General features: G+C 73.6%; 15 protein-coding genes. 12 read left to right on the top strand and 3 right to left on the bottom strand.

Annotated elements, in window-relative coordinates; translation table 11 throughout:
• Positions 1–23: 23 nt before the first annotated feature.
• Positions 24–1,340 carry a nicotinate phosphoribosyltransferase gene (locus AC4BGE_RS02485; protein ID WP_490569666.1) on the bottom strand — a complete coding sequence of 439 codons (1,317 nt, stop codon included), beginning with the start codon at positions 1,338–1,340 and terminating at the stop codon, positions 24–26.
• Positions 1,341–1,366: 26 nt separating this feature from the next.
• Here AC4BGE_RS02485 and clpS point away from each other — a divergent pair, with 26 nt between their 5' ends.
• Entirely contained in the window at positions 1,367–1,663 is a 297-nt protein-coding gene (clpS, locus tag AC4BGE_RS02480) for an ATP-dependent Clp protease adapter ClpS (protein ID WP_490569667.1), read from the top strand.
• The gene (locus tag AC4BGE_RS02475) at positions 1,660–2,241 is read left to right on the top strand and encodes a DUF2017 domain-containing protein (protein ID WP_490569668.1); all 582 of its coding nucleotides are present in this window, start codon (positions 1,660–1,662) and stop codon (positions 2,239–2,241) included. Before clpS ends, AC4BGE_RS02475 begins: the two co-directional genes overlap by 4 nt.
• Before the next feature lie 79 nt (positions 2,242–2,320).
• Here AC4BGE_RS02475 and AC4BGE_RS02470 read toward each other — a convergent pair whose 3' ends face one another.
• Entirely contained in the window at positions 2,321–3,775 is a 1,455-nt protein-coding gene (locus AC4BGE_RS02470) for a matrixin family metalloprotease (protein ID WP_490574229.1), read from the bottom strand.
• A 124-nt stretch (positions 3,776–3,899) separates the two neighbouring features.
• Here AC4BGE_RS02470 and AC4BGE_RS02465 point away from each other — a divergent pair, with 124 nt between their 5' ends.
• From AC4BGE_RS02465 to AC4BGE_RS02445, 5 genes are read left to right on the top strand one after another with little or no spacing between them, the layout of a single operon-like run.
• Positions 3,900–4,364, top strand: coding sequence for a M67 family metallopeptidase (locus tag AC4BGE_RS02465; RefSeq protein WP_490569670.1), 465 nt, complete (start codon positions 3,900–3,902; stop codon positions 4,362–4,364).
• A complete protein-coding gene (locus tag AC4BGE_RS02460) occupies positions 4,364–4,636 on the top strand; it encodes a MoaD/ThiS family protein (protein WP_490569671.1) in 273 nt (90 codons plus the stop codon). Before AC4BGE_RS02465 ends, AC4BGE_RS02460 begins: the two co-directional genes overlap by 1 nt.
• A 7-nt stretch (positions 4,637–4,643) precedes the next feature.
• Entirely contained in the window at positions 4,644–5,198 is a 555-nt protein-coding gene (locus tag AC4BGE_RS02455; RefSeq protein ID WP_490569672.1) for an NYN domain-containing protein, read from the top strand.
• A 53-nt stretch (positions 5,199–5,251) separates the two neighbouring features.
• Entirely contained in the window at positions 5,252–6,199 is a 948-nt protein-coding gene (locus AC4BGE_RS02450) for a PLP-dependent cysteine synthase family protein (protein WP_490569673.1), read from the top strand.
• A 23-nt stretch (positions 6,200–6,222) separates the two neighbouring features.
• Entirely contained in the window at positions 6,223–7,176 is a 954-nt protein-coding gene (locus AC4BGE_RS02445; protein WP_490574228.1) for a DUF3152 domain-containing protein, read from the top strand.
• Between the two features lie 33 nt (positions 7,177–7,209).
• Here the strand turns inward: AC4BGE_RS02445 and AC4BGE_RS02440 are convergent, their stop codons facing one another.
• Positions 7,210–8,439, bottom strand: coding sequence for an alkaline phosphatase family protein (locus AC4BGE_RS02440; protein WP_490574227.1), 1,230 nt, complete (start codon positions 8,437–8,439; stop codon positions 7,210–7,212).
• Between the two features lie 124 nt (positions 8,440–8,563).
• Between AC4BGE_RS02440 and murI the strand changes: the two genes are divergently transcribed.
• The 5 genes from murI to AC4BGE_RS02415 all read left to right on the top strand — a co-directional run bounded on the left by murI (position 8,564) and on the right by AC4BGE_RS02415 (position 12,732).
• Positions 8,564–9,394 (top strand): glutamate racemase, encoded by an 831-nt coding sequence (gene murI / locus AC4BGE_RS02435; RefSeq protein ID WP_490569676.1) that lies wholly within the window; start codon positions 8,564–8,566, stop codon positions 9,392–9,394.
• Complete coding sequence (locus AC4BGE_RS02430; protein ID WP_490569677.1) at positions 9,391–10,152, top strand: MBL fold metallo-hydrolase; 762 nt, start codon at positions 9,391–9,393, stop codon at positions 10,150–10,152. The genes murI and AC4BGE_RS02430 overlap by 4 nt, the downstream gene beginning before the upstream one ends.
• 66 nt (positions 10,153–10,218) lie before the next feature.
• A complete protein-coding gene (locus AC4BGE_RS02425) occupies positions 10,219–11,139 on the top strand; it encodes an ABC transporter ATP-binding protein (protein WP_490574226.1) in 921 nt (306 codons plus the stop codon).
• Positions 11,136–11,921, top strand: a complete 786-nt coding sequence (locus AC4BGE_RS02420) for an ABC transporter permease (RefSeq protein ID WP_490574225.1) — start codon at positions 11,136–11,138, stop codon at positions 11,919–11,921. Before AC4BGE_RS02425 ends, AC4BGE_RS02420 begins: the two co-directional genes overlap by 4 nt.
• Before the next feature lie 97 nt (positions 11,922–12,018).
• Positions 12,019–12,732 (top strand): IclR family transcriptional regulator, encoded by a 714-nt coding sequence (locus AC4BGE_RS02415; RefSeq protein ID WP_490569680.1) that lies wholly within the window; start codon positions 12,019–12,021, stop codon positions 12,730–12,732.
• The last annotated feature ends 12 nt before the right edge of the window (positions 12,733–12,744 follow it).

The following is a 12,744-nucleotide window of genomic DNA, read 5'->3' as shown; positions in this document are numbered from 1 at the left end:
CGGACCGCCGGGAGCGGGAGCCCTCAGGCGTCCAGGTGGATCGTCTCGATCGCCGGCTGGCCCTTGCTCAGCTGGCGGGCGGGCAGCGGCAGCTCCTCGCGACTGGCCAGGTGACGGCGGCGGGCCGCGGCGAGGGGCTCGCGGCCCACCACCTCGCCGTCGCGCACCAGCGGCACCAGCAGCGCCCGGTCGTCGCCGTCGTCGACGGGGAGGCTGCCGATCCCGACCACCTCCGCCTGCGCGGTCCCGTCGGGACGGCGGCGACGCAGCGCGAACTTCCGGCCGCCGACCGAGGCCTTGTCCTTGCTCCGCTTGGCCACCGGCACCATCGCCCCCGTCTCGTCGGCCCGGCTGACCAGCTTGTAGACGAAGCCGCTGGTCGGGTGCCCGGACCCGGTCACCAGCTGGGTGCCGACGCCGTACCCGTCGACCGGTGCGGCGGCGAGCGCGGCGATCGCGAACTCGTCGAGGTCGCTGGTCACCACGATGCGGGTCCCGGTGGCACCCAGGGCGTCCAGCTGGTGGCGGACCTGGTGGGCCAGCAGGCCGAGGTCGCCGGAGTCGAGGCGGACGGCGCCCAGCGTGGGCCCGGCCACCTCGACGCCGAGGCGGACCGCCTCGGCGATGTCGTAGGTGTCGACCAGCAGGGTCGTGCCCACGCCCAGCGACGTCACCTGGGCGCGGAACGCCTGCGCCTCGGTGTCGTGCAGGAGGGTGAAGCTGTGGGCCGAGGTGCCGGTGGTCGGGATCCGGTGACGCTGGCCGGCCGCCAGGTTGGAGGTGCTCTCGAAGCCCGCCACGTAGGCGGCCCGCGCGGCCGCGACGGCGGCCTCCTCATGGGTGCGCCGCGAGCCCATCTCGATGCACGGCCGGCCCTGGGCGGCCCAGGTCATCCTGGAGGCGGCGGAGGCGATGGCGGAGTCGTGGTTGTAGACCGAGAGGAGCATCGTCTCCAGGACGACCGCTTCGGCGAAGCTGGACTCCACCACCACCAGCGGGGAGTAGGGGAAGTAGACCTCGCCCTCCTGGTAGCCCCAGACGTCGCCGGTGAACTCGAAGTCGGCGAGCCAGGCCAGCGTCTGCTCGTCGACGACCCGGTTCTCGTCGAGGTAGCCCAGCACGGTGTCGTCGAAGCGGAACCTCTCGATGAGGTCGAGGGCCCGGCCCACGCCCGCGACGACCCCGTAGCGCCGCCCCTCGGGGAGCCTGCGGCCGAAGAGCTCGAAGACCGACCGGCGCTCGGCGGTGCCGGAGGCCAGGGCCGCCTGGAGCATGGTCAGCTCGTAGTGGTCGGTCAGCAGGGCGGTGGAGGAGAGGTCCGCGGGGGTCGGGTGGCTCACGCCGGACACTGTGCCACGATGAGGGCGTGTCTGCTGCGAGCCCCGTCGAGGTGGAACCCGACCTGAACCCGGACGAGTCGACCTTCCTGGACCGGCCCTGGGTGACGATCGTGTGGAACGACCCGGTCAACCTGATGTCCTACGTGACCTACGTCTTCCGCACCTACTTCGGCTACGACAAGAAGAAGGCCGAGCGGCTGATGATGGAGGTCCACGAGGAGGGTCGCTCCGCGGTCAGCACCGGATCCCGCGAGGAGATGGAGCGAGACGTGCAGGCGATGCACGAGTTCGGGCTGTGGGCGACGATGGAGCGGGCCTCGTGACCGGCTTCGCCCGGCACCGGCGCAGCGGGCGGACGATCGCCAACTTCACCGGGTTCGAGGCCGACCTGCTCCGCTCGCTCGCCTCCCAGGTGGTCGAGCTGCTGCGCAACGAGCGCGCGGTGCCGTCCAGCGAGGTGGACCCCCTGGAGGCGATGCTCGACTTCTCCGGGCCCACCGCCGAGCCGGAGGATCCGGTGCTGCTGCGGCTCTTCCCGACCGCCTACCGGGACGACGACGAGGCGGCCGCGGAGTTCCGCCGCTACACCGAGGGAGCCCTGCGCGACGGCAAGGCGCGGACGGCGATCGTCGTCATCGAGGCGCTCGAGGAGGCGGGGCTGCCGCCCGAGCTGGACGACGACGGGCTGATGATCGACGTCGAGCTCGAGCCCGCGGAGGCGCAGGACTGGCTCCGGGCGCTCAACGACATCCGCCTCGCCCTCGCCACCCGGCTGGAGGTCGAGGAGGACGACGAGGAGTACTGGGCGTCCCTCCCGGAGGAGGACCCGCGGGCCCAGGCGCACGACATCTACGAGTGGGTGGGCTACCTGCAGGAGACCCTGGTGGCCGCTCTCAGCTGAGAGCGGCCGCCAGGGTCAAGGATCCGAACCGGGGTCCGAGCCGGCCGGCCGGGGACGAGCCCCGGCTGCCGGGGGTGCCTCAGGGCAGCGCGACCACGCCGGGGAACCGGTCCTGGTCGTTGCGCCCGTCACCGGCGGCGCCGACCGGGGTGAGGCACCCGGACGCCAGGCCCGCCGACCTGAGGCCGGTGAGGTCACCGGCGCCCCAGAGCAGGTTGTTGCCCTCGGAGACCGGATACATCACCTGCTCGGGCGCGAGCGCGTGGCCCAGTCCCACGGCGTGGCCGACCTCGTGGATCAGCGCCTCGAGCAGCTCGGCCTCGGCCCAGGGGTGGTCGGCCTTGAGGACGGCTCCGCCCTTGACGATCTGCCAGACGTCGCCGAGCACCTTGCTGCGGGCGGGGCGACCGTCGGCGGAGCCACCCCAGCCGATGGTGGGGCTGGTGGGGCCGAAGGGCGCGTTGGTCTGGGCGGAGGTGCCGAACCCGATGATGAGCGTGGCGTCGCCGGGGTAGGCCGCGTGCGCGCCCTTGCCGTCGAAGATCGCGGACGTGGCGCCGACGTCCTGGAAGCGCAGGCCGGTCGCCAGGGTGACCCGGCGCAGTGCCTCGGGGATCGCGGCGGCGGCGCTGGGGGGCGCCTGCTCCAGGTTGGTGCGGTAGGTGATCACCTGGCACGGGTCGTAGCGCAGCGGGTTGCTGGGGCCGAGCTCCGTCCAGTCGGTGGGGGAGCCGGGCGGCGCCCAGGTCGGGGTGACGGTCAGGAGCGAGGAGGCGGAGACGCCCTCGGCGCTCGCCACGCTCGCCGGCACGTGGATCCGCATGGGCAGGGAGCTGAGCCAGTCGGTGGGGACGGTGAGCGCGAAGGTGCCGTCAGGGTTGACCGGGACGCTGGTCACGTCGCGCCAGCCGGTGGGCAGCTCGATCTGCAGGTGGGCCGGGCGGCCCGCCGCGTCGACGGCGCTCACGGTGCCGCTCACGGTGACGGGCGAGTCGAGCGGTGCCGTCACCGCCGACCAGGTGGCGGCCACCACGGTGGGCGCCCGCGGGGTCTCGACCTTGACCTTGAAGCGGCTGGTGGCGACCACGCGCTTTCCGGCACGTGCCTGGACGCGGAACTTGCGGCGCTTCTCCTTCGACCCGGCCTTGACCCGGATCTTGAAGACGCCCTTGCGGTTGCTCCGGTCGCGGCCGACCTTCTTCCAGCGCTTGCCCCGCTTCTCGGTGAGGGTGACCACGCGCTTGCCGGAGCCGGCCTTGACCCGGCCGCGGACGGCGAAGCGGCCGCCCGTCTCGACCGTGCTGGGGGCCTTCACCTTGATCCGCGCCCGCCGGGCCGCGACGACGCCGGCCGGCGCCGCCGCTCGCTCCGCGAGGGCGGGGGACGGGCCGGCGGGTGTCGGGGCGGCGGAGGCCTGCCCCAGCAGCGTGGTGGGCACCAGCAGCGCGAGCGCGACGAGCGCTGCCGTCACGGCGGAGGAGAACGGGGACAGGGTGGGGCGTCGGGTCCGACGACGCGACTTCTCAGCGGGCACGCGCAGACGCTAACCCGTCGGGCCCCGTCCTGGGCAGTGGTACGGCCGATCTCGTCGCGGCCTGCACGCCTGCCGGTGAGACGCGGCGGCCCGCCCCGACCACGGCCGTCTTAGGATTCGGGACGTGTTGACCATCAGTCGGGCGATCCACGACGCCATCGTCGCCCACGCCAAGCGCGACCACCCTGACGAGGCCTGCGGCATCGTGGCCGGCCCCGAGGGCAGCGACACCCCGCTGCGGCTCGTGGAGATGGTCAACGCCGCCAGCAGCCCGACGTTCTACGAGTTCGACTCCACCGAGCTGCTCGCGCTCTACAAGGAGATGTGGGACAACGACGAGGAGCCGGTCGTGGTCTACCACTCCCACACCGCCACCGAGGCCTACCCCAGCCGCACCGACGTCGGCCTGGCCAGCGAGCCGGGCGCCCACTACGTCCTGGTCAGCACCCGCGACTGCTTCGACGGCGCCGGGGGGAATAACGACGGCTCCGTGGAGTTCAGGTCCTACAGAATCGTGGACGGCGAGGTGACCGAGGAAGAGGTCGTCCTCGTCGACGCGGACTCACCCACACCGAGGAGCAACGACTGATGGCCATCGAGGTCCGGATCCCCACCATCCTGCGCACCTACACCGACGGCGAGAAGGCCGTGACGGGAGAGGGTGCGACCCTCGCCGCGCTCATCGACGACCTCGAGGCCAAGTACCCCGGCCTCGCCGAGCGACTGCTCGACGGCGGCGACCTGCGCCGCTTCGTCAACGTCTACGTCAACGACGAGGACGTCCGCTTCATCGGTGGCCTGGAGGCCGGGCTCAGCGACGGCGACCAGGTCGTCGTGCTGCCGGCCGTCGCCGGCGGCTGAGCGCGCCGTGACCGGTCGGCGCACCTTCGTCCTCGTCGACGGGGAGAACATCGACGCCACCCTCGGCAACTCGCTGCTGGGCCGGCGTCCCCTCCCCGAGGAGCGCCCCCGCTGGGAGCGCGTCACCGACTACGCCGAGGAGCTGTGGGACCAGCCGGTCGTCGGCCTGTTCTTCCTCAACGCCACCAGCGGGCAGTTCCCGCAGACCTTCGTCCAGGCGCTGCTGGCGATGGGTTACCGGCCGATCCCGCTGGCCGGCCGGGCCGACGAGAAGGTCGTCGACATCGGTATCCAGCGCACCCTCGCCGCGCTGGTCGACCGGGACGACGACGTCCTGCTGGTCAGCCATGACGCCGACTTCGCCGACCACCTCGCCGCCCTCCTCGGCGGCCGGCGCCGGGTCGCGGTCGCGGCGCTCCGCGAGTACGCCAGCTCCCGCTTCGACGCGCTCGGCCTGGAGCTGCACGACCTAGAGGACGACGTGGCGGCCTTCAACGTCCCGCTCCCGCGGGTCCGGATCATCTCGCTCGACGACTTCGACCCCGAGCAGTTCCTGCGCTGAGCGGCCCGCGGCCCGCTCGTGCCTGCCGGAGGCCTCGTGAAAGGCTGGTGACCATGCGCCACGACAACTTGCTCGCCTCGGTGGGTGGCACGCCCCTGGTCGGCCTGCCCCGGCTCTCCCCGAGTCCCGAGGTGCGGCTGTGGGCCAAGCTGGAGGACCGCAACCCGACCGGCTCCATCAAGGACCGTCCGGCGCTGAAGATGATCGAGATCGCCGAGGCCGACGGCACGCTGCGCCCCGGCTGCACGATCCTGGAGCCGACCAGCGGCAACACCGGCATCTCGCTGGCGATGGCCGCCAAGCTCAAGGGCTACCGGATCGTCTGCGTGATGCCGGAGAACACCTCCTCCGAGCGCCGCCAGCTGCTGCGGATGTGGGGGGCCGAGATCGTCTCCTCGCCGGCCGCGGGCGGGTCCAACGAGGCGGTCCGGGTGGCCAAGGGGCTCGCCGCCGAGCACCCGGACTGGGTCATGCTCTACCAGTACGGCAACCCCGGGAACGCCCTGGCGCACGAGGAGGGGACGGGCCCCGAGCTCCTCGCCGACCTCCCGGAGATCACCCACTTCGTCGCCGGCCTGGGCACCACCGGCACGCTGATGGGGGTCTCCCGGTTCTTCCGCCGGGCCAAGCCCGAGGTGCGCATCGTCGCCGCCGAGCCCCGCTACGGCGAGCTCGTCTACGGCCTGCGCAACCTCGACGAGGGGTTCGTCCCCGAGCTCTACGACGCGTCCCTGATCGACTCCCGGTTCAGCGTCGGTCCGCGCGACGCGGTGCGCCGGGTCCGCGACCTGCTCGAGCTCGAGGGCATCTTCGCCGGCGTCTCCACCGGGGCGATCCTGCACGCCGCCCTCGGCCAGGCCGCCAAGGCGGTCAAGGCCGGGGAGAGCGCCGACATCGCCTTCGTGGTCGCCGACGGGGGATGGAAGTACCTCTCCACGGGTGCCTACGAGGGCACGGTCGACGAGGCGGAGGACCGTCTCGAGGGGCAGCTCTGGGCCTAGCCCGGGCTCTAGGGTGGGGTCCCATGTGGTCCTGGCTCCCGCCCCGGCCGGCCGCGGCCGGCCGCGCGCTGCTGCCCGCCCTGGTCGCACCGCTCCTCCTGCTCGCGTTCCTGGCCGCGGGACCGGCCGGCGCCGTTCCCCAGCCGGTGCCGGACCCGACGCCGGCTCCCGGGCCGGCGCCGACGCCCTTGCCGACGCCCGCGCCGACGCCCGCGCCCGAGCCCCCGACGGCCCCCGAGGCGACGCGGGCGCCGGAGGTGCGGGGGGAGGCCCGCTGGACCCGTACCCTCCGCGCCCACCCCGGCCGTTGGACCCCTCGGCGCCAGGTCACCCGGTACCGCTGGCTGCGCGACGGGGTGCCGATCCCCGGAGCCCGTGACCGGCGCTACCGGATCCGCCCCGCCGACGTGGGGGCGCGCCTCCGCGTCGAGGTGCGGGTCCGGGTGAAGGGCCTGCCGGTCGGGGTCGCCCGCTCCCGCCCCACCGCGCCGGTGCGGCACCGGGTGCCGGTCCGGCGGGTGGTCACCTACCAGGTGGAGACGCGCGGAGACGTCTCCGACGTGGCCGCCTTCGCGCGGCTGGCCCAGCAGACCTTCGACGACCCGCGGAGCTGGCGCGCCGCCGGGGTGGAGCTGCGCCGGGTGCCCAGCGGGGGCCAGCTCAGCCTGGTGCTCGCCGAGGCCTCCTGGGTGCCCAGGTTCGCCCCGGTCTGCAGCAGCACGTGGAGCTGTCGGGCGGGTCGCTACGTGGTGATCAACCAGGCGCGGTGGCGGGGCGCCTCACCGGCCTGGAACGCCGCTCGCCGGAGCCTGCGCGACTACCGCCACATGGTGGTCAACCACGAGACCGGCCACTGGCTGGGACACGGCCACCGCGGCTGCTCGTCACCGGGACGGCCGGCCCCGGTGATGATGCAGCAGTCGAAGGGGACCGGCGGGTGCCGGTTCAACCCCTGGCCCACGCCGGCGGAGTGGTAGCGGCTCGGGGAGCGACGAGTCGCAGGCGCGGACTCAGGGGCCGGTGAGCAGCAGGGGTGGGTCCACGCCCAGCTGGCTGCCCGGGACCGGGGACAGGCCGAGCAGGCCGAGGGCGACGTTGGCGAGCATCCCGTTGCGCACCGGCGGCCGGGACGCCGCGTAGTCGGGCCGTCGGCGACCGGGGTCGGCATAGCCGGGGTTGAGCTCGTAGAGGTCGGCGCCCGGGCTCACGCCGGGGGCCCGGACCACGAAGGGCACCCGGTAGTTGGTGAGGTCGTCGGGGCGGGAGTGACCCGCGCCATCGCCCCCGTGGTCGGCGGTCAGCACCACGGCGGTCGGCACCGCCTCCGTCCCGGCCGGGCCCCGGTCCACGGCCCGGAGCACCCGCCCGAGGAGCCGGTCTACCTTGCGCACGGCCCCGAGGTAGGCGCGCCCCATGAAGCCGTGGCGGTGGCCGGCCGAGTCGGGCGCGGAGAGGTGGAGGAAGCGGAACGCGCGGTCCCCGGCGCGGATGTCGGCCAGCAACGACCTCACCAGCGCACCGTTGTCGAGCTCGATCTCCACGCGGTCGAGGTCGTCGGACCAGGAGCGCTTCCACAGCGAGAACTTGGTCTTGCTGGCGAAGAGCGCGGTCGACCCGCCGGCGTCGGAGACGGCGGTGAAGACGGACTCGATCCGCCGTCCGGCGGCTCGCTGGACGGTCCTGGGGTGCCGCCGGTCGTCGTTCCAGGTGACACCGTGCCCGCCGGAGCGGGCGGAGATCCGCCGACCCGTGACCATGCCGGTGTGGTTGGGCAGGGTGAGCGTCATCTCCACCTGGGTGCGGGCGTTGAGCGTGGAGGCGCCCTCGTCGAGGAGCCGGTGGAGGTTCGGGGCGCCGCGGCGCCCGAGACGGCTCAGGGCGCGGGGGTTGAGGCCGTCGACCGAGACCGCCAGCACCGAGGCGACGGCGCCGTAGCGCGCCGACGGCGGCGTCGCCTCGGTGCCGGGGAAGGGGGCCAGTGCGGTGGCTCCCCCCGAGAGCCCCGAGAGCCCCGGGACCGCCGGGACCGCCGACACGGCCGGAGACGCCGGGACCACCGGGGCCGCCGGCACCGCCCCGGCGCCGGCCAGCACGGTAGCCACGACGACGGCCACGAGCGCCGGCACGCGGCGGCACGCGGGCGGGACCGTCCGCGCGAGGGATCGGCCGGGCGTGCGGCGTCCGGGCGTGCGGCGTCCGGCCGTGCGGCGCCCGGGCGTGCGGCGGGAGGCGGAGGTCACACTCGTGACGGTATCCCGTGGGAGCGCACGTGCCGGGCAGCGACGCGGCCCGGGCGGAGTGTGACCCAGGCGATGGGTGACGTGGATCGCGGTCGGGTGACCCGGGGACCTCCAGCATCTAGCCTTGCCGACTGTGTCTTCAACAGCGCCCGGGGTGACCGACGCCCCGATCGGCATCTTCGACTCGGGGTTCGGCGGCCTGACCGTGGCCCGCTCGGTCATCGATCAGCTGCCCCACGAGTCGATCGTCTACTTCGGCGACACGGCCCGCCAGCCCTACGGCGCCAAGCCGATCGGGGAGGTGCGCGAGTACGCGCTGGAGTGCCTCGACCACCTCGTGGGGCTCGGGGTGAAGGCGCTGGTCATCGCTTGCAACTCGGCCAGCGCCGCGATGCTGCGCGACGCGCGGGAGCGCTACGACGTCCCGGTGGTCGAGGTGATCTACCCGGCCACCCGCCGCGCGGTCGCGGCCAGCCGGACCGGCCGGATCGGGGTCATCTGCACGCGCGCGACGGCCGAGTCCATGGCCTACGAGGACGCCTTCGCCGCCGCACCCCACATCGACCTGCACGTCCGTGCCTGCCCGGCGCTGGTCGACTTCGTGGAGGCGGGGGTCACCGGCGGCGACGAGCTGCTCTCCGTCGTCCACGGCTACCTCGACCCGCTGGTCTCCGAGGGGGTCGACACGCTGGTCCTGGGGTGCACCCACTACCCGCTGCTGACCGGAGTCATCTCCTACGTGATGGGCGGCCAGGTCACCCTGGTCAGCTCGGCCGAGGAGTGCGCCAAGGACGTCTACCGGATGCTGGCCACCGCGGGCCTGATGCGGGAGGGTGGGGAGGCGACGTACACCTTCCTGACCACCGGGGCCACCTCGGAGTTCGAGAGCATCGGACGTCGCTTCCTCGGTCCGGAGCTGCGGACCGCGCACCAGTTCGTCGGAGGGATGGCATGAGGCTCACCGTTGTGGGGTGCTCCGGCTCCTATCCCGGCCCCGACTCGCCGGCCAGCTGCTATCTCGTGGAGGCCGAGCACGACGGACGGACCTGGCGGGTGCTGCTGGACCTGGGCAACGGCGCCCTCGGTGCGCTCCACCGCTACGCGGACCCGCTGGCCATCGACGCGGTGCTCCTGACCCACCTGCACGCCGACCACTGCCTGGACCTGTGCGGCTACCACGTGCTGCGCAGGTACCACCCCGCCGGGGCCCAGCCGCGGATCCCGGTCTGGGGCCCCCGGGGCACGGCCGACCGGATGGCTCGTGCCTACGACCTGCCCTTGGAGCCGGGGATGACCGAGGAGTTCGACTTCCGCGAGTGGGACGAGTCGTTCCGGTTCGGGCCGTTCGAGATCGAGGCGGTGCGGGTCGTCCACCCGGTGACGGCCTACGCGCTGCGGGTCAGCGGCGACGGGGCGACGATCACCTACACCGGTGACACCGGGCCGTGCGAGCCGCTGGCCCGGGCGGCCCAGGGGGCCGACCTGCTGCTCGCGGAGGCCTCGTTCGAGGAGGGGCGCGACAACCCGCCCGACCTGCACCTGACCGGTCGGGACTGCGGGCTGCTCGCCGCGAAGGCGGGGGCCGGTCGGCTGCTGCTGACCCACGTCCCGCCGTGGCACGACCCCCAGGTGGTGCTGGGGGAGGCCCGGGAGGTCTTCACCGGCCCCTCGGAGCTGGCCCGCCCCGGGCAGGTCGTCGAGCTTCGGGCCTAGGCCCGTCCGGACGCGCCATCCCCCCGGAGCGGGAATCCGGTGGACACCTAGGGCAGGCTGTCCACCATGATCGAAGTGCAGGGACTGACCAGAAGGTACGGCGACTTCCTCGCCGTCGACGACGTGAGCTTCACCTGCGAGCCCGGCCGGGTGACCGGGTTCCTGGGGCCCAACGGCGCCGGCAAGACCACCACGATGCGGGTGATGGTGGGGCTCACCTCCGCCACGAGCGGACGGGTGAGCATCGGCGGGCACGACTACCGCGACATCCCCAACCCCGGCCGGCACGTGGGCGTCCTGCTGGACGCCGGCGCCCAGCACGGCGGCCGCACCGGGCGGGAGATCCTGCACCTGGGCGCCACCACGATGGGGCTGCCCGACTCCCGGGTCGAGGAGATGCTGAAGATGGTCTCGCTCTCGCCCAGCGAGTCCGGTCGCCGCCTGCGCGACTACTCGCTGGGGATGAAGCAGCGCCTGGGCATCGCCCACGCCCTGCTGGGCGACCCCTCGGTGCTGATCCTCGACGAGCCCGCGAACGGCCTCGACCCGGCGGGCATCCGCTGGATGCGGGACCTGCTGCGCGGCTACGCCGAGCGTGGGGGCACCGTGCTGCTCTCCAGCCACCTGCTCAACGAGGTCGAGATGGTCGCCGACGAGCTGGTCCTCATCGGCCGCGGAAAGATCCTGGCCCAGGGCGACAAGAGCTCGCTGCTGGCCGGCCGCGGCAGCGCCACCCTCGTCGTCTCGCTCGACAACGGAGCGCTCGCCGACGCGCTGCGCGGCAAGGGCCTCGAGGTCTCGCCGGCGGGCGACGGCCTGCGGGTCAACGCGGAGCCGGTCGACGTGGGGCGCATCGCCCTCGAGGCAGGCGTGGTCCTCACCGACCTGCGGCGCGGGGGCGGCTCGCTGGAGGACGTCTTCCTCGAGCTCACCGGCGAGACCCAGCGCGACCAGGTCGCCGGAACCGACACAGGAGCGAACGCATGAGCACCACCGACCACCTGCATCCGCGCACGCTGGACATCAGCGAGACCCCCGCGGTCCCCTTCACCCGCCTGGTCCAGGTCGAGCTGCGCAAGTCCTGGGACACCCGCGCCGGTCTCTGGCTGGTCGGGGCGATCGTGGCCATCACGGCGCTCGTGATGGTGATCGTCTTCCTGGTTTCCGACGCCGACGACCGGGTCTTCGGCAACTTCGTCGCCGCGGCAGCCACCCCCCAGGGCCTGCTGCTGCCGGTGCTGGGCATCCTGCTGGTCACCAGCGAGTGGAGCCAGCGCACCGCGATGGTCACCTTCGCGCTGGAGCCGTCGCGGTCCCGGGTGATCGGCGCCAAGACGGTCGCCGCGATGATCTTCGGCGTCGGGGCGTTCGTCGCGGCCATGGTGCTGGCCGCGCTGGCCACCCTGCTGGGGGGCGCGGAGGCCGGCTTCGAAGGCTTCGGGTGGAGCGACACCCTGCCGTTCCTCCTCCTCCAGCTGGTCACCATCCTCCAGGGGCTGGCGTACGGCCTGCTCTGGCTCAACACGCCTGCGGCCATCGTGACCTTCTTCGGCCTGCCCATCGTGATGAACGTGGTCTTCAGCCTGGTCGAGTCGCTGCGCGACGTGGCCGCCTGGCTCGACCTGGGGACCGCCCAGATGCCGCTCTTCGGCGCCGAGATCGACCTGAGCGGTGAGGAGTGGGCACAGCTGGGCACCACCGCGCTGCTGTGGATCCTCATCCCGTTCGTGCTCGGCTGGATCCGGCTGCTGCGGGCCGAGGTCAAGTAGCCGTCAGGCGATCCGGAGCCGGCTCCACGGCCGGCTCCGGATCGCCGGGTGACGGGTTCGTCCACCAGCCGAGCGCCCGAGCCCCTAGGATGCGGGCATGTCGGCCAGCCTGCTTCGTGGACTCCGCACCCTGGAGATGCTCCATGTGGAGCCGCTGGGCGTCTCGGAGGTGGCCCGTCGCCTCGGGGTCGACAAGGCCGGTGTCTCCCGCGTCCTGCACGCCCTGATGCGCGAGGGGTGGGTCGAGCGCAGCGGCCGTCTCTACGTCCTCGGGCCCCGGGCGCTCTACCTCGGCGCCGACCCGCTGACCCGGCCGCTGCTGGGCCGGGCGCTCGAGCTGGCCCATTCCCTGCGCGACCTGACCGGCCACAGCGCCGCGGTGCTCCAGCTGCGCGAGCGGCGCACCCACGCCCTGGCCTTCGCGCCCAGCGAGAGCCTCCCGACGCTGCCGACCCTGCGGGAGCCCCCCGAGCACCTGTGGGCCTCGGCCGGCGGGCTGGCGCTGCTCTCCCAGCTGCCCACCGAGGAGGTGGCCCAGCACCTGGACCTCTCGCCGTGGCCGCTGCGCGGCCCCGGCGTCCCCACCGGCCCCGACGAGGTGCACGCCCTGATCGAGCGCCTGCGCCTCGGTGTCCCGGTGGTGGAGAGCTCGTGGACCATGCCCGGTCTGGCCGGTCTGGCCCTGCCGTGGATGGGCCTCTCCCCGGAGCGGCCGGCGGCGGTCGCCCTGGTGGGGCCGGAGCCCGACATCATGCGCGACCACGACAAGCTGGTCGACCTGCTGCGCGCCGCAGCCGAAGAGGTCGCCTGACCGAGCCGGCGC

It is taken from the genome of Nocardioides sp. Z50_6 (genome assembly GCF_058215755.1).
This window is presented reverse-complemented; position numbering and strand designations above follow the sequence as displayed.

What these genes read in the sequence shown, in the direction of transcription:
- AC4BGE_RS02460 (WP_490569671.1), top strand. Translation starts at nt 4,364, where the DNA reads ATGGCCATCGAGGTCCGGATCCCCACCATCCTGCGCACCTACACCGAC.
- AC4BGE_RS02450 (WP_490569673.1), top strand. Translation starts at nt 5,252, where the DNA reads ATGCGCCACGACAACTTGCTCGCCTCGGTGGGTGGCACGCCCCTGGTC.
- AC4BGE_RS02445 (WP_490574228.1), top strand. Translation starts at nt 6,223, where the DNA reads ATGTGGTCCTGGCTCCCGCCCCGGCCGGCCGCGGCCGGCCGCGCGCTG.
- AC4BGE_RS02430 (WP_490569677.1), top strand. Translation starts at nt 9,391, where the DNA reads ATGAGGCTCACCGTTGTGGGGTGCTCCGGCTCCTATCCCGGCCCCGAC.
- AC4BGE_RS02425 (WP_490574226.1), top strand. Translation starts at nt 10,219, where the DNA reads ATGATCGAAGTGCAGGGACTGACCAGAAGGTACGGCGACTTCCTCGCC.
- AC4BGE_RS02420 (WP_490574225.1), top strand. Translation starts at nt 11,136, where the DNA reads ATGAGCACCACCGACCACCTGCATCCGCGCACGCTGGACATCAGCGAG.
- AC4BGE_RS02415 (WP_490569680.1), top strand. Translation starts at nt 12,019, where the DNA reads ATGTCGGCCAGCCTGCTTCGTGGACTCCGCACCCTGGAGATGCTCCAT.